Here is a 21,290-nt window from a genome sequence, read left to right on the forward strand (position 1 = left end):
GGCGGGATGACGGGTATCCATCACATCATCGACACCGACGCCGCCATGCTGCGCGCCGCTCCAATGCCAAGGGCCAGCCTGTCGCGCACCCAATGGACCCAGGTTGCCGAAGACCTGGCCGGCGGCAAGCTGACGCTGCTGAGCCTGTGGGGCAGCAAGAACCATGTCTATATGGCGCTGCTGGACGAGGCGCTGGGCAAGCTCGGCGTGGTTTCCCTGTTCTGCCGCAGCAAGCATTTCCCCTCGATCGGGCTGTTTCACCCGGCGGCGCAGCGGCTGGAGCGGGCGGCCTGCGATCTTTTCGGGCTGGTGGCCGAAGGCGCCGCCGAGGCGCGGCCCTGGCTGGACCACGGCCGCTGGCTGCTTTCGCATCCGATGGGCGAGGCGGGGCCTGCGGTGCCGCAGCCGCCCTATGCCTTTCTGCCGGTGCAGGGCGACAGTCTGCATCAGGTGGCGGTGGGGCCGGTGCACGCGGGCATCATCGAGCCGGGGCATTTCCGTTTTACCGTGCAGGGCGAAACCGTGGTGCGGCTGGAGGAACGCCTGGGCTATGTGCACAAGGGCATCGGCAGCTTGATGCACGGGGCCAGCCTGGCGCGCGGGGTCGAACTGGCCGGACGCACCTCGGGCGACAGCACGGTGGCTTATGCCTGGGCGTTCTCGCAGGCGGCCGAGGCGGCGCTGGGGGCGCAGGTGCCCGCGCGGGCGCTGTGGCTGCGGGCGCTGATGGCGGAACTGGAGCGGTTGGCCAACCATCTGGGCGATGTGGGGGCGGTGTGCAACGATGCGGCCTTTGCGCTGATGCTGGCGCATTGCTCGGTGCTGCGCGAGCAGGTGCTGCGGGCCTGTGATGCCGCCTTCGGCCACCGGATGATGCGCGACGGCATCCTGCCGGGCGGGGTTTCGCGCGATCTGGACGCGGCAGGTGTGGCGGGCCTGCGGGCGCTGGTGGCGGGTATCGCCAAGGCCTTTCCGCCGCTGGTGGCGCTGTTCGACGACACCACCTCGTTGCAGGACCGGGTGGTTTCCACCGGCAAGCTGGTGCCCGATCTGGCGCGGCGCTTCGGTGCCGGGGGCCACGTTGGCCGCGCCTCTGGCCGCAATTTCGACACCCGCCGCAATCTGCCCTATGCGCCCTATGACCAGTTGGAGTTCAAGGTGCCGGGTCGCAGCGATGGCGATGTGGCAGCCCGGGTCTGGCAGCGGATCGACGAGGTTTTCCAAAGCCTTGCGTTGGTGACGCAAATCCTTGACCGCCTGCCGGACGGGCCGATTTACGCCGAACCACCCGCTGTGGGCGAGCAGCGCGAGGGGCTGGGGCTGGTCGAAAGTTTTCGCGGCGATGTGCTGGTCTGGCTGACACTGGACGCGCAGGGCCGCGTGCTGCGCTGCCACATGCGCGACCCCTCGTGGTTCCAGTGGCCGCTGCTGGAGGCGGTGATCGAAGGCAACATCATCGCGGATTTCCCGCTGTGCAACAAATCCTTCAACTGCTCGTATTCCGGGCACGACCTGTGAGGCGCCGCTGATGCACAATTTCCTGCTGCAAGGCCTGCTGCGCCGGCCGTTGACCGACAAGGCGCCGAAGGTCGATCCGCTGGCGGTGGAAGAACTGGGCGAGGCTGTGAAATTCGCGGCCTACCGGCGGCTGGGGCGCAGCCTGTCGATCCGGCAGGTCGATGCCGGGTCGTGCAATGGTTGCGAGTTGGAGATCAACGCGCTGTCCAACCCCTATTACGATCTGGAACGCTTCGGGCTGCATTTCGTGGCCTCGCCGCGGCATGCCGATGTGCTGCTGGTCACCGGGCCGGTGACGCGCAACATGGCCGAGGCGCTGGAGCGCACCTATGCCGCCACGCCCGAGCCGAAATGGGTGGTGGCCTGCGGCGACTGCGCCCGGGACGGCGGCTGCTTTGCCGGCTCTTACGCGATTGTCGGCGGCGTGGCGGCGGTGCTGCCGGTCGATCTGCACATCCCCGGCTGCCCGCCCAACCCGACCGCCCTGCTGCAAGGCCTGCTGGCGCTGATCGAACGGGCAGGCACCGCGCGCAGCGGCATCTGACGCCTCAGGCCGGGGTGCCGCTGGCGTCGAACATGCCTTCGAACAGCACGGAACTAAGGTAACGCTCGCCACTGTCCGGCAGGATCACCACGATGGTTTTCCCTGCGTTTTCAAAGTTATGCGCCAGCCGCAGCGCCACGGCGGTGGCCGCACCACAGGAAATCCCGGCAAGGATGCCTTCCTCGCGCGCCAGCCGCAGGGCGGTGGCCACGGCCTCCTCGTTGCTGACCTGCTCGATGGCATCGACCAATGACAAGTCCAGCACACCGGGCACAAAGCCCGCGCCGATGCCCTGGATCTTGTGCGGGCCGGGCTGCACAGGCGCACCTGCACGGGTCTGGGTCAGCACCGGGCTGCCCGCCGGCTCGACGGCGACCGAGGTGATTTTCTTGCCCTTGGTGTTCTTGATGAAGCGCGAGATGCCGGTGATGGTGCCACCGGTGCCGACCCCCGCCACCAGAATGTCGATGCCGCCATCGGTATCTTCCCAGATTTCCGGGCCGGTGGTGGCCTCGTGGATCGCCGGGTTGGCCGGGTTCTGGAACTGTTGCAGCAGCACATATTTCGGGTCCGAGGCGGCGATTTCGGCGGCCTTGTCGATGGCACCCTTCATGCCCTTGGCGCCCTCGGTCAGCACCAGTTTCGCGCCGTAGGCCAGCAGCAGCTTGCGGCGTTCGACCGACATGGTTTCCGGCATGGTCAGGGTGATCGGGATGCCACGCGCCGCCGCCACAAACGCCAGCGCGATGCCGGTGTTGCCCGAGGTGGGTTCGACCAGTTCCTTGCCGAGGCCCAGCAGCCCGCGCTTTTCGGCGTCCCAGATCATCGCAGCGCCAATGCGGCATTTCACCGAATAGGCCGGATTGCGGCCCTCGATCTTGGCCAGCACGGTGGCCGCAGCGCCATCGGTGATGCGGTTCAGCCGGACCAGCGGCGTGCGGCCGATGGTTTGGGCGTTGTCGGAGAAGATGTTGGACATGACGGCTCCTGCACAGGCGGACGGGGTGGCGCTGATCTTGCCGCAAACCGGCGGCATCGGACAGCGGGATTTCAACCGTGCAAGGCGGAAAGACCGTTTGGCTGCACAGCGGCATCGCCCGATGACAATGATCTGCCGCAATGCCCCGCCCCGGGCGATTGTTCTGCGCAGGCCGCTTGCCAGAACGGGCCGGGGCTGGTTCAGTTGCGCAGGGGCCCGTGGGGCGCGGCAAGGCAAGGGAGGCTTTGATGGAAGGGTTTGGCGTTCATACCAGCATGTGGACCATGCAATGGGACCGGGCGGGGGCCGAGAGAACCATTCCCGCTGCCGCCGCCTACAAGATGGATTTCATCGAGATCGCGCTGTTGAACACCGCGATTGTCGATGCCCCGCACACCCGCGCGCTGCTGCAAAAGCACGGGCTGCGGGCGGTGGCGTCCTTGGGCCTGCCGCAGCAGAACTGGGCTTCGGTCAACCCCGAGGGGGCGATCGAACAATTGTGCCGCAGCCTTGACACTGCCGCCGCGATGGGCTGCGAGGCACTGTCGGGTGTCACCTATGGCGGCATCGGCGAGCGCAGCGGCCTGCCGCCGACCATGGCGGAATATGACAATGTCGCCCGTGCCTTGGCGGCGGCGGCGAAACACGCGAAAAAGCTGGGGCTGGCCTTCGGGATCGAGCCGGTGAACCGCTACGAAAGCCATCTGATCAACACCGGCTGGCAGGCCAAGTGGATGATCGAGAAGGTGGGGGCCGACAATATCTTCATCCACCTTGATACCTATCACATGAACATCGAGGAAAAGGGCGCGGGCAACGGCATCCTCGATGCGCGCGAGCATCTGCGCTATGTCCATCTGTCGGAATCCGACCGCGGCACGCCGGGCGAGGGCACGGTGGACTGGGACGAGATTTTTGCCACGCTGGCCGCCGTCGGTTTCAAGGGCGGGCTGGCGATGGAAAGCTTTATCAACATGCCGCCCGAACTGGGCTATGGGCTGGCGGTCTGGCGGCCGGTGGCCGAGAGTTTTCAGGCGGTGATGGACAAGGGCCTGCCGTTCCTGCGCAACAAGGCCCGGCAGTATCGGCTGATCTGAGCCGTCTGCCGGGCTGGGCGGGGCTCAGGCGCGGATGCCGGAAAACCGCTGCTGCCAGTCGGCGCGGGATTCGTCGGTGATCTTGGCAAACAACACCTCGGGCACCGAAAACGCATGGCCGGGGGGCAGGGCAGCCAAGGATGCCGCCAGGTCGTCGGGCCAGGCCCAGTCGTCGGACCCCATCGCCGCCATCATGCTGGCCGCCGCATCGGGGATGAAGGGCTGCGAGATCACCGCATAGACCCGGATCAGGTTCAGCGCCAACCGCACCATCGCCTGCGCATGCTCGGGGTCGGTTTTCACCACGGTCCAGGGCGCGGCGTTCTGCAGGTATTCGTTGCCCGCCACCCAAAGCGCGCGCAATTCGGCGGCGGCCTTGCGCACCTCCATCGCCTGCATGCAGGCTTCATAGGCGCGCAGGCCGCTGGTCAGATCGTCAATCAGCGCCTGCTCGCGCGGCCCGAAACTGCCGCCTGCGGGCACCGTTTCGCCAAACTTGGCGCGGGCGAACTTGGTGACGCGGCTGACCAGATTGCCCAGCACATCGGCCAGATCCTTGTTCACCGAGGCCTGGAAATTCTCCCAGGTGAACTCGCTGTCCGAGGATTCCGGGGCGTGGCTCAGCAGCCACCAGCGCCAGTAATCGGCGGGCAGGATCGACAAGGCCTGATCCATGAACACGCCGCGGCCTTGCGAGGTGCTGAACTGGCCGCCGTCATAATTCAGGTAATTGAACGACTTGATGTAATCGACCAGCTTCCACGGCTCGCCCGAGCCCATGATGGTGGCGGGGAAAGACAGGGTGTGGAACGGCACGTTGTCCTTGCCCATGAACTGCACATAGCGCACGTCATCCGCACCCAGATCGGTGCGCCACCAGCGCTGCCAGGCGGCATCAGGCAACCCATGCGCGTCGGCCCATTCGGCGGTGGCGGCGATGTATTCGATCGGCGCATCGAACCAGACGTAGAACACCTTGCCTTCCATGCCCGGCCAGTCGGCCTCGCCGCGCTTCACCGGCACGCCCCAGTGCAGGTCGCGGGTGATGCCGCGGTCCTGCAAACCGTCGCCGTCGTTCAGCCATTTCTTGGCAATCGAGGTGGTCAGGATCGGCCAGTCGGTCTTGCTGTCGATCCACGCCTCCAGCTTGCCCCGTAGCGCCCGCTGGCGCAGGTAAAGGTGCTTGGTCTGCCGCACCTCCAGATCGGTGGAGCCGGAGATGGCCGAGCGCGGGTTGATCAGGTCGGTGGGGTCAAGCTGCTTGGTACATTCCTCGCACTGGTCGCCGCGGGCACGGGTATAGCCGCAGTTCGGGCAGGTGCCCTCGATATAACGGTCGGGCAGAAAGCGGTTGTCGGTGATGGAGAACACCTGCTTTTCGCTGACCTCCTCGATCAGCCCGTTGTCGGCCAGGGCACCGGCGAAATGCTGGGTCAGCCGGTGGTTGCGGGCTGATGAAGACCGGCCGAAATGGTCGAACGACAGCCGGAAACCGGCGGCGATTTCCTTCTGCACCTCGTGCATTTCGGCGCAATAGGCCTCGACCGGCTTGCCGACCTTGGCGGCGGCCAGTTCGGCGGGCGTGCCGTGTTCGTCGGTGGCGCAGATGAACATCACCTCGTGGCCACGGGCGCGGCAGTAGCGGGCATACAGATCGGCAGGCAACTGGCTGCCCACCAGGTTGCCCAAGTGCTTGATCCCGTTGATATAGGGAATGGCCGAGGTGATCAGGATCCGTGCCATTGCGCGCCTCTTGCTGTGCTGATGCGCCTTCTTTAGCCCAAGCTTGCGGCGAGGGCCAGCACCCGCCTAGCCCAACCCACCCGGGCGCGGCTCCAGCCCGCAGCGGCCGGCGCGGTCGCGCAGCAGGGTCCAGGCGGCGGGCGGCTCCAGCCGGGCGCGCAGCCGGGTCAACTGCCATGCGCCGGTGGTGGCGGCGCCCGACAGGCCGGGGTCGGCGGTCAGCACCGATGTCAACTGCCAGCGGCTTTCCACCCCCTGCGCCCCGCCATTGCCCGGCGTCATCAGGATGCCCAAGGGGGCCGCGCGCCCGGCATGATGCGCGGCCTCGGCGCCGGTCTCGGCGGCCAGATGCAGCCGCCGCACCGGGGTCAGGCCGGGCGGCGTCAGCAGGTCCACCACCACCAGCGGCACAGCACCGGATCGCAACGATTCCTCGGCCGCCCACAGCAGATCCTCGGGGCGGCGCGCTTGGGCAAAGATCAGCCGCCCCGGATCGGCGAAATGGCGCAGGCCATCGGGAAACAGCCGCTCGGGCTGCCAGCCGGGGCTGATCCAGAGCACCGGCCCAGAGCTTTCCGCCAGCAGCAGCGCCGCCAGCGACCGCCGCGCCATGCCGCAGAATTCATGCACCCGACCGCGCAGCAGCGCCAGCCCGCCGGGCAGCGGCTGCATCGGGCGGGCCTTCGGGCCGTGCAAGGGGGCAAGCTGAGTCGGCATGGCGGCATCCTGCCATGTTCCGCAAATGTTCTCAACCCGCCCGCTTTCGCGCTTGCCTCTGCGCGGCCTTGGCCTAAGCTTGGTCAGAACCCGTCAGGAGCCTGCGATGCAACACCTTCCGCTTGGCCGCACCGGCATCATGGTGTCGGAACTGTGCCTTGGCACGATGACCTGGGGCACCCAGAATACCCAGCCGCAAGCCCATCAGCAGATGGCGATGGCGCTCGATCACGGGGTGAATTTCTGGGACACCGCCGAGATGTATCCGGTCAACCCGGTCAGCGCCGACACCGTCGGCAATACCGAAGCCATCATCGGCACCTGGTTCGCGGACCAGCCGCGCGACAAGGTGGTGCTGGCCTCCAAGGTGGCGGGGGGCGGCAATGCGGCGCTGCGGGCGGGCGCGCCGCTGACCGGAGCCAGCTTTCGCGCCGCACTGGACGCCTCGCTGCGGCGGCTGAACACCGACTATATCGACCTTTACCAGATCCACTGGCCCAACCGCAGCTCGTATCACTTCCGCAAGAATTGGAATTACCACCCAAAGGCCAGCCGCGACACCACGCTGGCACATATGACCGAGGTGCTGGCGGCGGCGCAGGATGCGGTGGCGCAAGGCAAGATCAGGGCGCTGGGAATTTCCAACGAAACCGTCTGGGGGGCGGCGCAATGGCTGCGGCTGGCCGATGCGGCGGGGCTGCCGCGGATGGCCAGCATCCAGAACGAATATTCGCTGCTGTGCCGGCAGTTCGACACCGACTGGGCCGAGCTTTCGGTGCAGGAAGACCTGCCGCTGCTGGCGTTCTCGCCGCTGGCCTGTGGCTTGCTGTCGGGCAAATACGCCGGTGACGTGATCCCCGAGGGCACCCGGCGGGCCATTGTGCCGTCGCTGAGCGGCCGCATCACGCCGCAGGTGTTCCCGGCGGTGGCGGCCTATCTGGGCCTCGCGGCCGAGGCGCGGCTGGACCCCAACCAGATGGCGCTGGCGTTCTGCCGCGCGCGGCCGTTCCCCTGCATCCCGATCATCGGTGCGACGACGCTGGCGCAACTGAAGGTCAACCTCGGGTCGGCCGAGGTGACGCTGTCGCCCGAGGTGCTGGAGGCGATCGACGCCCTCCACCGCGCCCACCCGGCGCCGTTCTAGGCCCCTTGCGCTTGCCGCGGCATTGGGGTCCTCTGGCGCCAGCCGCTTTCGCCCGGTTTTAGGGATGCCGATGCCCCGCCTGTTGCCCCTGCTGATGGTTCTGGCGCTTGCCGCCTGCCAGCTTGCGCTGCCCGGCAAATCGGGGGATGCGCCCGCCAAGGGCAACCCGATCACCGGCGCGGCGATCGAAGTGACCAGCCTTGATGCCGCTCCGGTGACCGAGGCGGCTGTGGAGCCTGCCGCCGAAACGACCGCCGAAACGACCGCTGAACCCGCCGCCGACCCCGCCGTTGAAGCTCCTGCGGAACCTGCCGCCGAAGCATCGGCTGACGCCGCCACCGACCCCGCCACCGACCCCGCCGCCGAGGCCGAAGCCGCCCCGCCCCCACCGCCGCCAAAATCCCCCGACCAACTGGCCTGCGAGCGCAAGGGCGGCACCTATGCCACCGCCGGGTCCAGCGGCGGCAAGGCCTGCGTCAAGCGCACCCGCGACGGCGGCAAGCAATGCCGCAAGGAAAGCGATTGCGAGGGTTTCTGCCTTGCCCGCTCCAACTCCTGCGCGCCGATCACCCCGATGTTCGGCTGCAACGACATCCTGCAGAACGATGGCCGAAAGGTGACGCTGTGCATCGACTGATCCTGATCGCCGCGCTGGCCCTGACCGCCTGCGCCCGGCCCGCCACCCAGACCAGCTACCGCGACGCGGGCATTGGCCTCTATTCCAACGCCGTTTTCCAGCCCGAGCGGTTGACCGGCACCTGGACGCAGGTCGCCGCCTTCGCCCCCAATGGTGCCCCCGGATGCCAGTCCGGGCAGGCGCAGTTCACCCCGACTGCCGCGGGCCTGAGCCTGACTGCCAACCTCTGCCTGTCCGGCCAGCCGGTGGCCTATACCGGCAGGGTCGGTTTCATCGAGACCGGGCGGATGCAGCTTTCCGGCGCTGATCCGGCGGGGATCGGCCAGCCGTGGTGGGTGCTTTGGGTCGATACCGACTACCGCACGCTGGTGATCGGCACGCCCTCGGGCGCCTTCGGTTTCATCCTGAACCGCGACGGCAAACTGCCCGCCGACCGCCTGAAAGCCGCGCGCGAGATTCTGGACTGGGGCGGCTATGATCTGCGCAAATTGCAGGTATTCCGCTAAGGATTTGCGATGAAACTTGTCATTTTCGCACTTTTCGGCTTTTTCGCCGCCCCGGCCCTGGCGCAACAAACCTACCCCTGGGAGGGCACCTGGGCCTATGACCCCGCCGCCTGCGCCAGCCCCGGCAAAGGCAGCTATACCCTGACCGCGACCGAAGCCGTCAGCCCGCAGCAACGCTGCACCCTGCATGACATCACCGCCATCGGCCCGATGCAGGCCTGGCAGCACAAACTCCGCTGCAAGACCGAAGACGGCATGGCAGACCTGCCAAGGCTGATGCTGCTGGAAGGCCCGGATGCGCTGTGGATCTGGGCTGGCTCCGGTGCGCCGCTGCGCTACAGCCGCTGCCCCGGCTGAGCCGCACATTCTCTGGCCCGCCGCACGCGAACCTGCTAGACCTGCCGCATTGCTTGCAAGGATCTGCGCCGAATGTCCGCCCGCGCCCCGGTATTCGAGACCAAGACACTCGGCCTGCTGGCCGCGACCTATGCGTTGTGGATTTTCGGTACCACCTGGGGCACGCAGCTTTCGCCGCTGCTGGGCATCATCCTGACCGGCATCGCCATCGCCCAGTTCTGCTCGCTGCAACACGAGGCGCTGCACGGCCACCCCTTCGCCAACCGCGCCCTGAACGCCGCTCTGGTGTTCCCCGGCCTGACCCTGACGGTGCCTTACGGGCGGTTCCGCGACACCCATCTGGCGCATCACCACGACCCGATCCTGACCGACCCCTATGACGACCCGGAATCGAACTACCTCGATCCGGCGGTCTGGGACCGGCTGCACCCGGCGGCGAAACTGCTGCTGCGGCTGAACAACACCCTCTTGGGCCGCATCACCCTGGGCCCGCTGCTGGGCAACGCGCTGTGGCTGAAGGCCGAACTGGCGCTGATCCGCAAGGGCGACCGCGCGGTGATCCGCGACTGGCTGCTGCATCTGGCAGGCGTGGCGCTGGTGGTCTGGTGGATCATCCCGGCGGCGATGTCGGGCTGGGGCTACCTTGCCGCCGCCTGGATCGGCCACGCCCTGCTGAAGATCCGCACCTTTCTGGAACACCGCGCCCATGCCCTGCCGCGCGCCCGCACCGTGATCATCGAGGATCGCGGCCCGCTGGCGCTGCTTTTCCTGAACAACAACCTGCATGTCGTGCACCACATGCACCCCACCGTGCCCTGGTATGACCTGCCCGGCCTTTATGCCGCCAATACCCAGCATTACCAGCGCCACAACGACGGCTACCGCTACCGCAGCTACGCCGAGATTTTCGCCAGATACCTGCTGCGCGCCAAAGACCCGGTGCCGCACCCGCTGTATCCGCGTTCCTAGACGGTCCCGGATTCTTCTCTGCGCAAATACCCCCGCCGGAGGCACCCGCCCGCCCCGCCAACCCGACGGCGAAACCCTAAAGCAACCGCCGAAACCGCGGCTCGGCACCGGAATTGTCGAAGAACGGCACGCCAGCGACCGATGGCCCATCGCGCAACCAGCCGCCAACCTCGGCCAGCACCACCTCGGTGATGAACGGCAGATCAAGCGCCCGCGCCTCCGAAAGCCCGATCCAGTGCAGATGCGACAACTCGTCCGAGGCGACCGAGAAATCGTCCAGATCCCCCGCCACCGCCGCGGCATCGACCAGAAAGAACCGCGCATCAAAGCGCCGGGGCCGACCGGGCGGGGTGATGGCGCGAAACAGGAAGTGCATCCCGTCGGCCACCGGCAACAGGCCGCGCGCGGCAAAGTCCTGCCAGCCCGCGGGCGCAGCACCCGGCCAGGCACCGGGGCGCCCCAGCGCCAGCCCGGTTTCCTCGAACAACTCGCGGATCGCTGCGGCGGCCAGCGTCTCCGGCCCCGGCACAGCCCCCGCCAGCCGCGCCGCACAGACCGCGGGCAAAGGGCCGGCCAGCGCCACCGCAGCGTCGCCTTCCTCCACCGCCCCGCCGGGAAACACGTATTTCGACGGCAGGAACGCCGCCGCCGACCCGCGCTGCCCCATCAGCACCTGCGGCCCGCCCGCGCCGTGCCGCAGCAACACAACGGTGGCGGCGGGGCGGATCGGGCGAGGCGGCGCGGTTTCAGGCATCATTCTCTCGCGTTTGCAAGGCCGGGCCGCAGCGGCCCCTCAGATCAACATCCGCACCCGGTCGGTCAGCCGCTCCAGCAGGCTGGGCGCAGGCACGCCGCCCGCCGGGCGATAGCGGTCCAGCAGCGCCAGTTCCGCAGGCGTCAGCCGCTGGTCCAGAAACCGCCAGACCCGGCGCTTCTGCGCCTCGGTCAGCTTGCGCTGGTGAAAGCCGAAGTCTTTCGGATTGGCCGCGGTCTGCGCCCCGCCGCTGCCGGACTGGTTGCGTGAATAAAGCCCGCGGCTGGCGCGGCCCATCTCGGCCCAGCGGGCGCTGACCATCGCCAGATCGGGGCGGGGGCGACCGGGCGCCGGGGTGATGTCGAGAAACTCCAGATTGGCGACCATCACCGCCGGATCGGCCACCTGATCCTCGTAGTAACACAGTCGCTTGTCGGTGCTGACCGCCGAGGCATAGAACCGGATATTGGCCGGATAGCAGCGAAAGCGGCGAAAGCTGCCATGCGCCATCCGCACGAAAATCTCCAGCGGGTCGCGCAGCAACAGCAGCACCTTGTCGCCCGCGGTATCCGCCGGATCAATGGTCTCCCACGGCCCGATCGGTTTCTTCGATCGCGACCAGCTTAACGCATCATGCGAGCGGCGGAACGCCACTTCACCGCCCGGTGCGCCCGCGATCAGCAGATCAATGCCCGGGGTCTTGATACCCGTCAGATCCTCGACGCAGAACCGCAGCCAGTTCAGCCCGCTGCGCGGCGCCGACACCACGAATTTCCGCATCATCCGTTCCGCGGCCATCCGCCCGACCCCTCCCTTTGACTTGCTTGCCGCAAATCGCATGGCGTCGGGGTCAAGTAAAGCCCCTGGCCCCCTGCCACGCTATTCCACAAGCTTCGCGACGGAACCGCCGTCCTGCGGCGTTTCATCTTCACAAGGCCGCACAGACCTGTGCCGCGCCCCCCCAGACCCGGAGAGCAAGATGACCAAGAAATCCGTTCTGACCGTGCTTACCCTGGCCGCCGTGACCGCGACCGCCCTGTCCACCGCTGCCCTGGCCGACCGCCGTGGCGGCAACTTTGGTGGCCCCCAGATGATGGGTGGCCCGATGCTGGCGCTGAACTTTGATGCCATTGACGCCGACAAGGATGGCAAGGTCACGCAAGCCGAACTGACCGCGCATCATGCGGCGCAGGTGACGGCCGCCGATGCCGACAAGGATGGCAAGATGAGCGTGGCCGAACTCGCGGCGATGGACCTGGCACAGATGCAGGCCCGTGCCACCCAGCGCGCCGAGCAGATGGTGGCGCGGCTGGACAGCGATGGCGACGGCCTGCTGACGGCGGCAGAGATGGCCACCCGTCCGGCCCCCGCGCCGATGCTGGCGATGCTGGACACCGACAAGGATGGTGCCATCAGCAAGGCCGAGATGGAGGCCGCGCAGGCCCGGATGCAGCAAGGCCAGATGGGGCGGGACATGATGGGCGACATGAACGGCGACATGGGCGATCACATGCGCCGCGGCCACCGCTGGTTCAACTTCGGCAACAACTGAGTGAAAACGCTCTGTCCGGTGCAAGCCGGGCAGGGCAGGATTGCCGGGCAACCGGTTTGCAGCTAAGCCAAAGGCAACATGACGATGCCCTTTGACGCCCTTTTGGAAGCCTCGGACGAAGCGCTTCTGGTGCTTTATGCCAATGGCGACCGTGCGGCGGCGCGTGCCCTGACGCTGCGGCTGACGCCGCGGGTGCTGGGCTATGCCGCAAGGCTGCTGTCGGGCGACCGGGCCGAGGCCGAGGACATGGCGCAAGAGGCGATGCTGCGGCTGTGGAAAGTGGCGCCCGACTGGCGGCAGGGCGAGGCCAGGGTCTCGACCTGGCTTTACCGGGTGGTGACCAACCTGTGCACCGACCGGCTGCGCGCCCGGCAACGCCGCGGTACTTCTGCGCTGGACGACGCGCCCGAGGTGGCCGACGCCGCCCCCGCCGCGGTGCTGGGGCTGATCGAGGCGCAGCGCTTGTCGGCGCTGGAAACCGCCCTTGCCGCCTTGCCCGACAGGCAGCGTCAGGCGGTGGTGTTGCGGCATATCGAGGGGCTGACCAACCCCGAGATTGCCGAGGTGATGGACATCGGCGTCGAGGCGGTCGAAAGTCTGACCGCGCGCGGCAAACGGGCGCTGGCGGCCTTGCTGGCCGGACGGCGGGCCGATCTGGGATATGAGGAAGGCGACTGAGATGGACGCGCAGGATCTGGACGATCTGTTTGCCATGGCCCGGGCCGATGCGCCCGACGCCTCGCCCGCCCTGATGGCGCGGGTGTTGCAGGACGCGCTGGACAACCAGCCGGTGCCGGCTTCGCCGCGGCGTGCCCCCCCGGCCAAAGGCTTCTGGTCGGTGCTGGTGGCGGCGGTGGGTGGCGGTGCCGGGCTGGCGGGTCTGGGCAGCGCCACCCTTGCCGGGCTGTTCTTCGGCCTTGTGCAGCCCGCACCGCTGACCGCGCTGACCGAGGTGCTGTGGCAGGACACCGCTGTGGATCAGGTCGAGCTGTTCCCCAGCATCGACGACTTTCTGACGGAGGGCTGAGCATGGCCGACACCGCAAACCCGACCCCGCCCAATCCGGCCCCGGTTCCCGCCACCTCCAGCCGCTGGCTGCGGATTGCGTTGGCGGTATCGCTGGCGATAAACCTCGGGATTGCCGGCATGATTGGTGGGGCGTTGCTGACCGGGCATGGCCGACCCGACGCGATGCTGCGTGATCCGGGGTTTGGCCCGTTCACCGAGGCCCTCGAACCCGACGACCGCGCCGCCCTGCGCCGGGCGTTCTTTGCCCGGATGCCGGATTTCCGCGCTGCCCGCCGCGACCGCCGCGCCGATTTTGCCGAGTTGCTGGAGGTGCTGCGGGCCGAGCCGTTCGACGCAGCCAGGCTTGCCACGGCGATGGAGCGGCAGAACCAGCGCACGGCGGAAACGCTGGCGCTGGGGCAGCAATTGATGGCCGATCACATCGCCGCCATGACGCCCGAGGCGCGCCGCGGCTTTGCCGACCGGCTGGAGCGTGGCCTGCGCCGGATCAAGCCGCCCAAACCCTGAGCCGCAAGTCTTTGCATTTGCAGGAAAACGATCACGCCGCCGAGCGGCTGATCGTCACCTTGTTGCGGCCATTGGCCTTGGCCAGCATCAGCGCGCGGTCGGCGCGGTCCACGATATCGGCCACCGGCTCGACTTGCCGCGCCGGGTTGCTGATCGCCAGCCCGATCGAGACCGTCACCGACAGGCTGCCGCCCTGCACCTGAATCGGGCGTTCCTGCATCACCGCGCACAGCCGTTCAGCGGTGGCGCGGGCGTCGGTCAGGTCGCTGTCGGGCAGAACCACCAGAAATTCCTCGCCGCCGATCCGGGCCAGCAGGTCGGTCTTGCGCAGGTTTTCGGTCAGCCTTTCGGCCACTTCGACCAGCACGGCATCGCCCGCGGCATGGCCCCAATGGTCGTTCACCGCCTTGAAGCGGTCCAGATCAATCACCATCACCGCAAAACCCTGACCGGCTTCCTGCGCCCGTTCGGCAATGGCGGCCAGTTGCGGCAAGGCATAGCGGCGGTTGTAAAGCCCGGTCAGCGGGTCGATCACCGCCAGCCGCAGCCCGTCCTGCACCGAGGCGCGCATGGTATCTGCCAGCCGTTTGCGCCGCAGCAGGGTGCGCAACCGCAGCGCCATTTCGCGCGGCGGGACCGCACTGCTGAACACGTCGTTGGCACCCAGGTCATAGGCCATGGCGGTGGATTCCACCGAGACCACCGGCCGCACGATGCAGATCGCCGCATGTTTGGTGGCAGCCCGGCTGCGCAGTTCCGACATCAGCCGCAAGCCGCCACCCGGCCCGCCCAGATCGGCGTCGATCACGAAGACGTCGGGGGCCGCACCATTGCCGCCCTCGACCAGCGCCGCCTCGCGCGACAGCACCAGAACCGAGTCATGCAGCACGCCGGTCAGATCCTTGCGCCAGCGCATCCCGGTTTCGGTGCGTTCGGCCACCAGTGCCACGCAGCCCGGCCCGACGAAATCGGCCCGCCCCTCGGCTAGGCCCAACGCGTGCAGATGCGTGCCGCGCGGCCCCAGTTCGGTCACCGCCTCGCGGGCGCGCAGCAGGTTGCGCAGCCGCGCCAGCAGCAGCAGATCGTCAATCGGTTTGGTCAGGAAATCGTCGGCCCCCGCCGCCAGCGCCGCCAGCCGCGCGTCTTCGTCCTGACTGGCCGAGATCATGACCACCGGAATGTCGCAGGTCACCGGATCGGCGCGCAGCCGGGTCAGCACCTCGATCCCCGTCAGGTCGGGCAGCATCAGGTCCAGCAGGATCAGATCGGGTGCCGCCTCGTGCGCCAGCCGCAGGCAGCTTTCCCCGTCAGCCGCGAGAATCGGCTGATAGCATGCCGCCCCCAGCTTGACCTTGAAGACGATGCGATTGGTCGCAACGTCGTCAACTATGAGGATTTTGCCAACCATGGCCGATGATGCCCGCTTTACCCTAGGTTAGTTCTACGGCAGTTTGATCCGGAACTAGTTAAGATTTCCTTTCCGTATGTTAATACGTCCGTCAGTTTCTGGTGAGGAATCCGGGGCAACTCTGGGGATAACTGCATGAATCGGCAAGAAACCGCTGAAACGCTGGCCTTGCAGGCCTTAAGCTGGATCGCCGGTCACGAAGAGGTGTTGCCGCTGTTCCTGAACGCCAGCGGGGCCGCGAGCGACGATTTGCGGCGCGGGGCCACCGATCCGGCCTTTCTGGCGGCGGTGCTGGATTTCCTGCTGATGGACGATGCCTGGGTGGTGGCGTTTTGCGACGCCTGCAGCCTGCGCTATGACGCGCCGATGCAGGCCCGCGCCGCCTTGCCGGGGGGGCAGCAGATCAACTGGACCTGATCCGGTTGCAATCCGCCCGCCAAGGCGGCAGTCTGGCCCGCGCAACCGGGGGCCGCGATGATTGATGGCGTGATTTTCGACAAGGACGGCACTCTGTTCGACTTTCGCCTGAGCTGGGCCGACTGGTCGGCGCGGCTGCTGGCGGAACTGGCGCGCAACGAGGCTCATTCAGCACAGATGGCCGAAGCCATCGGCTATGACCCGCAGGCCCGCGATTTCGCACCCCATAGCCCGGTGATCGGTGCCACGGCGCATGAAATCGCCGCCCGGCTGCTGCCGTTCCTGCCGGGGCGCGACCATCAGGCGCTGACCGACCGGATGAACGATCTGGCCGTCAGCGCGCCAATGGCCGAGGCGGTGCCGCTGTTGGCCGTGCTGGGCGATCTGCGCGCCCGCGGGCTGGCGCTGGGGCTGGCCACCAACGATGCCGAGGCGGCGGCGCGGCAGCATCTGGCCAATCATGGCGTGGCCGGTCTGTTCGACTATGTGGCGGGTTACGACTCGGGCCATGGCGGCAAGCCCGGCCCTGGCATGTTGCTGGCCTTTGCGCGGCAGATGCAGCTTGATCCGGCCCGCGTGGTGATGGTGGGCGACAGCCGGCACGACATGGAGGCCGGTCGCGCTGCCGGGATGCGCTGCGTGGCGGTGCTGACCGGCATCGCCGGGGCCGCCGAACTGGCGCCGCATGCCGATGCCGTGCTGCCCGACATTGCGGCGCTGGGCGGCTGGATCGACGGGCTGGGCGCCCGCTAAACTCGGCGTCACCCGAAAAACGACGCTTTTGCGTCGCGCACAAACTGTCCAACGCCGTGGCCTTTCGTCCATCCTGTAGCCAACCGGGCGCAGACCGCCGGGGCGGACAAGGGGCCAGCGATGAACGACGACACCAACCGCAAGCGCCGCTCTGGTGGCCGGGCCGGGCACAAGACCCGCGCCGGAACCGCGGTGCTGGACCAGATGTCCTGGCGCATCCCGGTCAACACCGACCGCCCGACCGAGCCGCTGGATGCCGATGGCGTGCTGGCGATCCATCGCGGGGCGATGCGCATCCTGTCCGAGATCGGCATCGAGATCCTGCACCCCGATGCCGTGGCGATTTTCAAACAGGCGGGCTGCATCGTCAACGGCACCAATGTGCGGATGGACGAGACCTTCGTGATGGCGATGCTGGCGCGCGCGCCCGCGCAATTCACCATCACCCCGCGCAACCCGGAGCGCGAGATCATCCTGGGTGGTCGGCACATGGTGTTCGTCAACGTCTCCAGCCCGCCCAACGCCTGGGACATGGAGCGCGGCAAGCGGTCGGGCGATTTCGAGACCTTCAAGGAATTCATCAAGCTGACGCAGTATTTCAACTGCATCCATGTGGCTGGCGGCTATCCGGTGGAGCCGATCGACATCCACCCTTCGGTGCGGCATCTGGACTGCCTTTATGAGAAGCTGACGCTGACCGACAAGGTGGTGCATGCCTACAGCCTTGGCGCCGAGCGGGTCGAGGATGTGATGGAGATGGTGCGGATCGCCGGTGGCCTGACGCACGCCGAGTTTGATGCCAAACCGCGGATGTATACCAACATCAACTCGGTTTCGCCGCTGAAGCATGATTACCCGATGCTGGATGGCGCGATGCGGCTGGCGCGGCGGGGGCAGCCGGTGGTGGTGACGCCGTTCACGCTGGCAGGCGCCATGGCGCCAGTGACGATGGCGGGGGCGGTGGCACTCAGCCTGGCCGAGGGGCTTTCCGCCATTGCCCTGCTGCAATACATCAAGCCGGGTTGCCCGGTGATGATCGGCACCTTCACCTCGAACGTCGACATGAAATCCGGCGCCCCGGCTTTCGGCACCCCGGAATACATGCGCGCCACCCAGATGACCGGGCAATTGGCGCGGTTCTACAAGCTGCCGCTGCGGTCCTCGGGGGTTTGTGCCGCCAATATCCCCGACGGGCAGGCGATGTGGGAAACCTCCAACAGCCTCTGGGCCTCGGTGCAAAGCCAGACCAACATGGTCTATCACGCGGCGGGCTGGCTGGAGGGCGGGCTGATCGCCTCGCCTGAAAAGTTCATCATGGATTGCGAGATCCTGCAGATGATCCAGCGCTATTTCGAGCCTTCGATCACCGCCACGGCGGATGATGACATCGCGCTGGACGCCATCCGCGAGGTCGGCCCCGGCGGGCATTACTTCGGCTGCCAGCACACCCAGGACCGCTATGCCACGGCCTTCTATGCGCCGATGGTGTCGGACTGGCGCAATTACGAGGCCTGGCAGATCGACGGCGCGGTGTGGACGGTGGAGCGGGCGCACCGGCTGTATAAACAGATCATCGCGGAATTCGAGGCCCCCGCGATGAACGAGGATCACCGCGAGGAGTTGCAACGCTTCGTCGCGCGGCGCAAGCAAGAGGGCGGCGCACCAACCGACTTCTAGCTTGCGATTCTTCGCCTGTCGGACGGCAAAACCGCTTTCCACTTTTGCCTGACAGGCGCTGGCCCTTGCCGGGGCAGGGGCCGTGGGGCTAAGGTCGGCCAACCCTTTCGCAGGTTGCCCATGCCGTTTGTCCGCCTCATCCTGTTGTGCAGCCTGACCCTAGCCGCCTGCGGCCAGACCCCCGACCTTGGGCCAAGCCCGGTGGCCTTGGGGCCTGTGCCGGTGATCCTGCCGCTGGATCAGTTGGTGGCGCAGGCCGATGCAGGGGTGATCACGCCGCAGATCGGCGCCTCGGTCGCCGCCCGGGCCGCGGCGTTGCGGGCGCGGGCGGCGGCGATGCGCGGGGCGGTGAAAGACCCCGCCACCCGCGCCGATCTGGCCGCGGTGATCGCCCGCGGCACCGCCTGACCGCTTATCCTCGCGTTGCAAGCCGCGGCGCAAACGGCTAACACCCGCGGCGACGCCCGCCGCCGTGGCGGGCACAGGTTTGGAGATCAGTGATGGCTGCCCCCTTGCGTCTTGGTCTTGCCGGTCTTGGCACGGTTGGCATCGGCGTCGTCAAGATCGTGCAGGCCCATGCCGATCTGATCGCCGCCCGCGCCGGTCGCCCCATCGTGATCACCGCCGTCTCGGCCCGTGACCGCACGCGCAACCGCGACGCCGACCTGTCGGGCTATGCTTGGGAGGCCGACCCGGTGGCTCTGGCGCGGCGCGACGATATTGATGTGTTCATCGAGGTGATGGGCGGATCGGAAGGGGCGGCGCGGCTGGCCACCGAAGCGGCGATTGCTTCCGGAAAAGATGTGGTCACCGCCAACAAGGCGCTGCTGGCGCATCATGGCCATGCGCTGGCGCTTTCGGCCGAAGCCGCGGGTCGGGTGATCCGGTTCGAGGCGGCGGTGGCCGGCGGCATCCCGGTGATCAAGGCGCTGACCGAAGGCCTTGCCGGCAACGCCATGCGCCGGGTGATGGGGGTGATGAACGGCACCTGCAACTATATCCTGACCCGGATGCAGTCGGCGGGCCTGCCTTACGATGTGGTGTTCGAGGAAGCCCGGCAGTTGGGCTATCTGGAAGCCGACCCCAATCTGGACGTCGGTGGCATCGACGCCGGGCACAAGCTGTCGCTGCTGGCGGCCATCGCCTTTGGCACCAAGGTCAGTTTCAACGCGGTGGAACTGGAGGGCATCGGTGCGATTTCCATCGACGATATCCGCCACGCCGCCGACATGGGCTTCCGCATCAAGCTGCTGGGGGTGGCGCAGATGACCGGGCGCGGGCTGGAGCAGCGGATGACGCCGTGCCTGGTGCCCGACAGTCACCCCTTGGGCCAGTTGCAGGGCGGCACCAACATGGTGGTGCTGGAGGGCGATTCGGTGGGCCAGATCGTGCTGCGCGGCCCGGGGGCGGGCATGGGTCCAACCGCAAGTGCGGTGATGGGCGACGTGATAGACCTTGCCCGCGGCGTACGGATGCCGACCTTCGGCGTGCCCGCCACCCGCCTTGCCACCCCGATTGCCGCCCATACCGCCACCCCCGCGCCCTGGTATCTGCGCATGGTGCTGCTGGACAAACCCGGTGCGCTGGCCAAGATCGCCACGGCGCTGGGCGAGGCCGGGATCTCGATCGACCGGATGCGGCAGTATGGCCACGAGGGCGCGCAGGCGCCGGTGCTGATCGTCACCCACAAGGCCACCCGCGACGATATCAATCATGCCATGGGCCTGTTTGCTGCTACCGGCGTGCTGGTGGGCCAGCCGGTGGCGCTGCGCATCGAGGAAGTCTGACGCCGTTAGCGCGACCATCCTTGCGGCAACGGGGGGGCGCGCGTTAGGAGGGGGGCGAATCATCACACCCAAAGGACGCCCCATGACCGACGCCAAGGAATTTCTCGACCGTATGCTGTCTCTGGGCCTGGCGCGGGTGTCCGAAGCGGCAGCCCTGGCGTCGGCCCGGTTGATCGGCCATGGCGACGAGAAGGCCGCCGATCAGGCCGCCGTCAACGCCATGCGCGAACAGTTGAACCTGCTGGACATCGCCGGTGTGGTGGTGATCGGCGAGGGCGAGCGCGATGAAGCGCCGATGCTGTTCATCGGTGAAGAGGTCGGCACCGGTAATGGCCCGGCGGTGGATATAGCACTTGACCCGCTGGAAGGCACCACGCTGACCGCCAAGGACATGCCCAACGCCCTGACGGTGATCGCCATGGCGCCGCGCGGCTCGATGCTGCATGCGCCGGATGTCTACATGGAAAAGCTGGCGATCGGGCCGGGGTTTGCCAAGGACGTGGTGACGCTGGCGATGTCGCCGACCGAGCGGGTGCTGGCGCTGGCAGCGGCCAAGGGCTGCGAGGCATCGGACATCACCGTTTGTATTCTGGAACGGCCGCGCCATGAGGCGTTGATCGACGAAGTGCGCGCCACCGGGGCGGCGATCCGGCTGATCACCGATGGCGACGTGGCGGGGATCATCCATTGCGCCGAGTCGGAAGTGACCGGCATCGACATGTACATGGGCTCGGGCGGCGCACCCGAAGGCGTGCTGGCGGCAGCGGCGCTGAAATGCATGGGCGGGCAGATGTATGGCCAGCTTCTGTTCCGCAACGACGATGAACGCGCGCGGGCACGGCGGGCCGGGATCACCGATCTGGGCCGGATCTATAGCCGCGACGAGTTGGTGACCAAGGACGTGATCTTTGCCGCCACGGGCGTCACGCAAGGCTCTATTCTGGCCGGCATCCAGCGCGAACCGGGCTGGGTGACCACCGAAACCCTGCTGATGCGCTCGAAAACCGGCTCGGTGCGGCGGATGACCTACCGCAGCCCGGTGAAGTGATTTCCGCCGCTCATCCGGCGTGACCGCCGTCTTCGCTTTCTTCTCTGGAAAAATGTCCCCCGCGGAGCGTCTGTGTCGGAAGCAAGAGCCTCCGGCGGGGATATTTGCGCAAAGGAGAAAGCGATGAAAGCCCCGGAAGGGCTTGAA

General features: G+C 67.4%; 24 protein-coding genes. 18 read left to right on the top strand and 6 right to left on the bottom strand.

Features of this window, described 5'->3' with window-relative positions; genetic code table 11:
- Positions 1–6 precede the first annotated feature (6 nt).
- Positions 7–1,518: a hydrogenase large subunit gene (locus RSW2DRAFT_RS07095; RefSeq protein WP_008029468.1), complete on the top strand. Its 1,512-nt coding sequence runs from the start codon at positions 7–9 to the stop codon at positions 1,516–1,518.
- A 10-nt stretch (positions 1,519–1,528) separates the two neighbouring features.
- The gene (locus tag RSW2DRAFT_RS07100; protein WP_008029470.1) at positions 1,529–2,062 is read left to right on the top strand and encodes an NADH-quinone oxidoreductase subunit B family protein; all 534 of its coding nucleotides are present in this window, start codon (positions 1,529–1,531) and stop codon (positions 2,060–2,062) included.
- A gap of 4 nt (positions 2,063–2,066) precedes the next feature.
- Here RSW2DRAFT_RS07100 and cysK read toward each other — a convergent pair whose 3' ends face one another.
- Positions 2,067–3,041, bottom strand: coding sequence for a cysteine synthase A (cysK, locus tag RSW2DRAFT_RS07105; protein ID WP_008029472.1), 975 nt, complete (start codon positions 3,039–3,041; stop codon positions 2,067–2,069).
- 248 nt (positions 3,042–3,289) lie between these two features.
- On the opposite strand from cysK, the gene RSW2DRAFT_RS07110 reads away from it, so the two are divergent.
- A complete protein-coding gene (locus RSW2DRAFT_RS07110) occupies positions 3,290–4,138 on the top strand; it encodes a sugar phosphate isomerase/epimerase family protein (protein ID WP_008029474.1) in 849 nt (282 codons plus the stop codon).
- A 24-nt stretch (positions 4,139–4,162) separates the two neighbouring features.
- On the opposite strand, the gene metG is transcribed toward RSW2DRAFT_RS07110, so the two are convergent.
- Together metG and RSW2DRAFT_RS07120 are read right to left on the bottom strand one after the other, a co-directional pair.
- Positions 4,163–5,881 (bottom strand): methionine--tRNA ligase, encoded by a 1,719-nt coding sequence (gene metG / locus RSW2DRAFT_RS07115; RefSeq protein WP_008029476.1) that lies wholly within the window; start codon positions 5,879–5,881, stop codon positions 4,163–4,165.
- Positions 5,882–5,947: 66 nt separating this feature from the next.
- Entirely contained in the window at positions 5,948–6,598 is a 651-nt protein-coding gene (locus RSW2DRAFT_RS07120; protein ID WP_008029478.1) for an ImuA family protein, read from the bottom strand.
- Between the two features lie 106 nt (positions 6,599–6,704).
- On the opposite strand from RSW2DRAFT_RS07120, the gene RSW2DRAFT_RS07125 reads away from it, so the two are divergent.
- The 5 genes from RSW2DRAFT_RS07125 to RSW2DRAFT_RS07145 all read left to right on the top strand — a co-directional run bounded on the left by RSW2DRAFT_RS07125 (position 6,705) and on the right by RSW2DRAFT_RS07145 (position 10,211).
- Positions 6,705–7,742: an aldo/keto reductase gene (locus RSW2DRAFT_RS07125; RefSeq protein ID WP_008029479.1), complete on the top strand. Its 1,038-nt coding sequence runs from the start codon at positions 6,705–6,707 to the stop codon at positions 7,740–7,742.
- 70 nt (positions 7,743–7,812) lie between these two features.
- Positions 7,813–8,379, top strand: a complete 567-nt coding sequence (locus RSW2DRAFT_RS07130; protein WP_008029481.1) for a hypothetical protein — start codon at positions 7,813–7,815, stop codon at positions 8,377–8,379.
- On the top strand, positions 8,367–8,885 hold the full coding sequence (locus RSW2DRAFT_RS07135; RefSeq protein ID WP_008029483.1) for a lipocalin family protein: 519 nt from the start codon (positions 8,367–8,369) through the stop codon (positions 8,883–8,885). The genes RSW2DRAFT_RS07130 and RSW2DRAFT_RS07135 overlap by 13 nt, the downstream gene beginning before the upstream one ends.
- A 9-nt stretch (positions 8,886–8,894) precedes the next feature.
- Positions 8,895–9,242 (top strand): hypothetical protein, encoded by a 348-nt coding sequence (locus RSW2DRAFT_RS07140; protein ID WP_008029484.1) that lies wholly within the window; start codon positions 8,895–8,897, stop codon positions 9,240–9,242.
- A gap of 72 nt (positions 9,243–9,314) precedes the next feature.
- Positions 9,315–10,211, top strand: coding sequence for a fatty acid desaturase (locus tag RSW2DRAFT_RS07145; protein ID WP_008029487.1), 897 nt, complete (start codon positions 9,315–9,317; stop codon positions 10,209–10,211).
- A gap of 76 nt (positions 10,212–10,287) precedes the next feature.
- On the opposite strand, the gene RSW2DRAFT_RS07150 is transcribed toward RSW2DRAFT_RS07145, so the two are convergent.
- A complete protein-coding gene (locus tag RSW2DRAFT_RS07150; RefSeq protein ID WP_008029489.1) occupies positions 10,288–10,965 on the bottom strand; it encodes an NUDIX hydrolase in 678 nt (225 codons plus the stop codon).
- Between the two features lie 39 nt (positions 10,966–11,004).
- Entirely contained in the window at positions 11,005–11,763 is a 759-nt protein-coding gene (locus tag RSW2DRAFT_RS07155; RefSeq protein ID WP_008029492.1) for a hypothetical protein, read from the bottom strand.
- A gap of 181 nt (positions 11,764–11,944) precedes the next feature.
- On the opposite strand from RSW2DRAFT_RS07155, the gene RSW2DRAFT_RS18255 reads away from it, so the two are divergent.
- The 4 genes from RSW2DRAFT_RS18255 to RSW2DRAFT_RS07175 all read left to right on the top strand — a co-directional run bounded on the left by RSW2DRAFT_RS18255 (position 11,945) and on the right by RSW2DRAFT_RS07175 (position 14,053).
- Positions 11,945–12,517, top strand: a complete 573-nt coding sequence (locus RSW2DRAFT_RS18255) for an EF-hand domain-containing protein (RefSeq protein WP_008029494.1) — start codon at positions 11,945–11,947, stop codon at positions 12,515–12,517.
- Between the two features lie 78 nt (positions 12,518–12,595).
- Positions 12,596–13,195 carry an RNA polymerase sigma factor gene (locus RSW2DRAFT_RS07165; protein WP_040671777.1) on the top strand — a complete coding sequence of 200 codons (600 nt, stop codon included), beginning with the start codon at positions 12,596–12,598 and terminating at the stop codon, positions 13,193–13,195.
- Position 13,196: 1 nt separating this feature from the next.
- Positions 13,197–13,544 (top strand): hypothetical protein, encoded by a 348-nt coding sequence (locus RSW2DRAFT_RS07170; RefSeq protein ID WP_008029498.1) that lies wholly within the window; start codon positions 13,197–13,199, stop codon positions 13,542–13,544.
- A gap of 2 nt (positions 13,545–13,546) precedes the next feature.
- Positions 13,547–14,053: a periplasmic heavy metal sensor gene (locus tag RSW2DRAFT_RS07175; RefSeq protein ID WP_008029499.1), complete on the top strand. Its 507-nt coding sequence runs from the start codon at positions 13,547–13,549 to the stop codon at positions 14,051–14,053.
- A gap of 31 nt (positions 14,054–14,084) precedes the next feature.
- Here RSW2DRAFT_RS07175 and RSW2DRAFT_RS07180 read toward each other — a convergent pair whose 3' ends face one another.
- Positions 14,085–15,461: a diguanylate cyclase gene (locus RSW2DRAFT_RS07180; RefSeq protein WP_008029500.1), complete on the bottom strand. Its 1,377-nt coding sequence runs from the start codon at positions 15,459–15,461 to the stop codon at positions 14,085–14,087.
- Between the two features lie 135 nt (positions 15,462–15,596).
- Here RSW2DRAFT_RS07180 and RSW2DRAFT_RS07185 point away from each other — a divergent pair, with 135 nt between their 5' ends.
- The 6 genes from RSW2DRAFT_RS07185 (at position 15,597) to glpX (ending at position 21,143) form a co-directional block, all read left to right on the top strand.
- A complete protein-coding gene (locus RSW2DRAFT_RS07185) occupies positions 15,597–15,878 on the top strand; it encodes a DUF3572 domain-containing protein (protein WP_008029504.1) in 282 nt (93 codons plus the stop codon).
- 57 nt (positions 15,879–15,935) lie between these two features.
- A complete protein-coding gene (locus RSW2DRAFT_RS07190) occupies positions 15,936–16,631 on the top strand; it encodes an HAD family hydrolase (RefSeq protein WP_008029506.1) in 696 nt (231 codons plus the stop codon).
- A 120-nt stretch (positions 16,632–16,751) separates the two neighbouring features.
- Positions 16,752–18,308 carry a trimethylamine methyltransferase family protein gene (locus RSW2DRAFT_RS07195; protein ID WP_008029507.1) on the top strand — a complete coding sequence of 519 codons (1,557 nt, stop codon included), beginning with the start codon at positions 16,752–16,754 and terminating at the stop codon, positions 18,306–18,308.
- A 120-nt stretch (positions 18,309–18,428) separates the two neighbouring features.
- Positions 18,429–18,716, top strand: a complete 288-nt coding sequence (locus RSW2DRAFT_RS07200) for a hypothetical protein (protein ID WP_008029509.1) — start codon at positions 18,429–18,431, stop codon at positions 18,714–18,716.
- 92 nt (positions 18,717–18,808) lie between these two features.
- Complete coding sequence (locus RSW2DRAFT_RS07205) at positions 18,809–20,095, top strand: homoserine dehydrogenase (protein WP_008029511.1); 1,287 nt, start codon at positions 18,809–18,811, stop codon at positions 20,093–20,095.
- An 82-nt stretch (positions 20,096–20,177) separates the two neighbouring features.
- Positions 20,178–21,143 (top strand): class II fructose-bisphosphatase, encoded by a 966-nt coding sequence (glpX, locus tag RSW2DRAFT_RS07210; protein WP_008029512.1) that lies wholly within the window; start codon positions 20,178–20,180, stop codon positions 21,141–21,143.
- Positions 21,144–21,290: the final 147 nt, after the last annotated feature.

This window comes from Rhodobacter ferrooxidans (genome assembly GCF_000176015.1).
Lineage (GTDB): Bacteria > Pseudomonadota > Alphaproteobacteria > Rhodobacterales > Rhodobacteraceae > Pseudorhodobacter_B > Pseudorhodobacter_B ferrooxidans.

What these genes read in the sequence shown, in the direction of transcription:
- RSW2DRAFT_RS07130 (WP_008029481.1), top strand. Translation starts at nt 7,813, where the DNA reads ATGCCCCGCCTGTTGCCCCTGCTGATGGTTCTGGCGCTTGCCGCCTGC.
- RSW2DRAFT_RS07145 (WP_008029487.1), top strand. Translation starts at nt 9,315, where the DNA reads ATGTCCGCCCGCGCCCCGGTATTCGAGACCAAGACACTCGGCCTGCTG.
- RSW2DRAFT_RS07120 (WP_008029478.1), bottom strand. Translation starts at nt 6,598, where the DNA reads ATGCCGACTCAGCTTGCCCCCTTGCACGGCCCGAAGGCCCGCCCGATG.
- RSW2DRAFT_RS07200 (WP_008029509.1), top strand. Translation starts at nt 18,429, where the DNA reads ATGCCGTTTGTCCGCCTCATCCTGTTGTGCAGCCTGACCCTAGCCGCC.
- RSW2DRAFT_RS07165 (WP_040671777.1), top strand. Translation starts at nt 12,596, where the DNA reads ATGACGATGCCCTTTGACGCCCTTTTGGAAGCCTCGGACGAAGCGCTT.
- RSW2DRAFT_RS07100 (WP_008029470.1), top strand. Translation starts at nt 1,529, where the DNA reads ATGCACAATTTCCTGCTGCAAGGCCTGCTGCGCCGGCCGTTGACCGAC.
- metG (WP_008029476.1), bottom strand. Translation starts at nt 5,881, where the DNA reads ATGGCACGGATCCTGATCACCTCGGCCATTCCCTATATCAACGGGATC.
- glpX (WP_008029512.1), top strand. Translation starts at nt 20,178, where the DNA reads ATGACCGACGCCAAGGAATTTCTCGACCGTATGCTGTCTCTGGGCCTG.
- RSW2DRAFT_RS07190 (WP_008029506.1), top strand. Translation starts at nt 15,936, where the DNA reads ATGATTGATGGCGTGATTTTCGACAAGGACGGCACTCTGTTCGACTTT.
- RSW2DRAFT_RS07195 (WP_008029507.1), top strand. Translation starts at nt 16,752, where the DNA reads ATGAACGACGACACCAACCGCAAGCGCCGCTCTGGTGGCCGGGCCGGG.
- RSW2DRAFT_RS07110 (WP_008029474.1), top strand. Translation starts at nt 3,290, where the DNA reads ATGGAAGGGTTTGGCGTTCATACCAGCATGTGGACCATGCAATGGGAC.
- RSW2DRAFT_RS18255 (WP_008029494.1), top strand. Translation starts at nt 11,945, where the DNA reads ATGACCAAGAAATCCGTTCTGACCGTGCTTACCCTGGCCGCCGTGACC.
- RSW2DRAFT_RS07155 (WP_008029492.1), bottom strand. Translation starts at nt 11,763, where the DNA reads ATGGCCGCGGAACGGATGATGCGGAAATTCGTGGTGTCGGCGCCGCGC.
- RSW2DRAFT_RS07095 (WP_008029468.1), top strand. Translation starts at nt 7, where the DNA reads ATGACGGGTATCCATCACATCATCGACACCGACGCCGCCATGCTGCGC.
- cysK (WP_008029472.1), bottom strand. Translation starts at nt 3,041, where the DNA reads ATGTCCAACATCTTCTCCGACAACGCCCAAACCATCGGCCGCACGCCG.
- RSW2DRAFT_RS07185 (WP_008029504.1), top strand. Translation starts at nt 15,597, where the DNA reads ATGAATCGGCAAGAAACCGCTGAAACGCTGGCCTTGCAGGCCTTAAGC.
- RSW2DRAFT_RS07205 (WP_008029511.1), top strand. Translation starts at nt 18,809, where the DNA reads ATGGCTGCCCCCTTGCGTCTTGGTCTTGCCGGTCTTGGCACGGTTGGC.
- RSW2DRAFT_RS07150 (WP_008029489.1), bottom strand. Translation starts at nt 10,965, where the DNA reads ATGCCTGAAACCGCGCCGCCTCGCCCGATCCGCCCCGCCGCCACCGTT.
- RSW2DRAFT_RS07175 (WP_008029499.1), top strand. Translation starts at nt 13,547, where the DNA reads ATGGCCGACACCGCAAACCCGACCCCGCCCAATCCGGCCCCGGTTCCC.
- RSW2DRAFT_RS07170 (WP_008029498.1), top strand. Translation starts at nt 13,197, where the DNA reads ATGGACGCGCAGGATCTGGACGATCTGTTTGCCATGGCCCGGGCCGAT.
- RSW2DRAFT_RS07180 (WP_008029500.1), bottom strand. Translation starts at nt 15,461, where the DNA reads ATGGTTGGCAAAATCCTCATAGTTGACGACGTTGCGACCAATCGCATC.
- RSW2DRAFT_RS07125 (WP_008029479.1), top strand. Translation starts at nt 6,705, where the DNA reads ATGCAACACCTTCCGCTTGGCCGCACCGGCATCATGGTGTCGGAACTG.
- RSW2DRAFT_RS07140 (WP_008029484.1), top strand. Translation starts at nt 8,895, where the DNA reads ATGAAACTTGTCATTTTCGCACTTTTCGGCTTTTTCGCCGCCCCGGCC.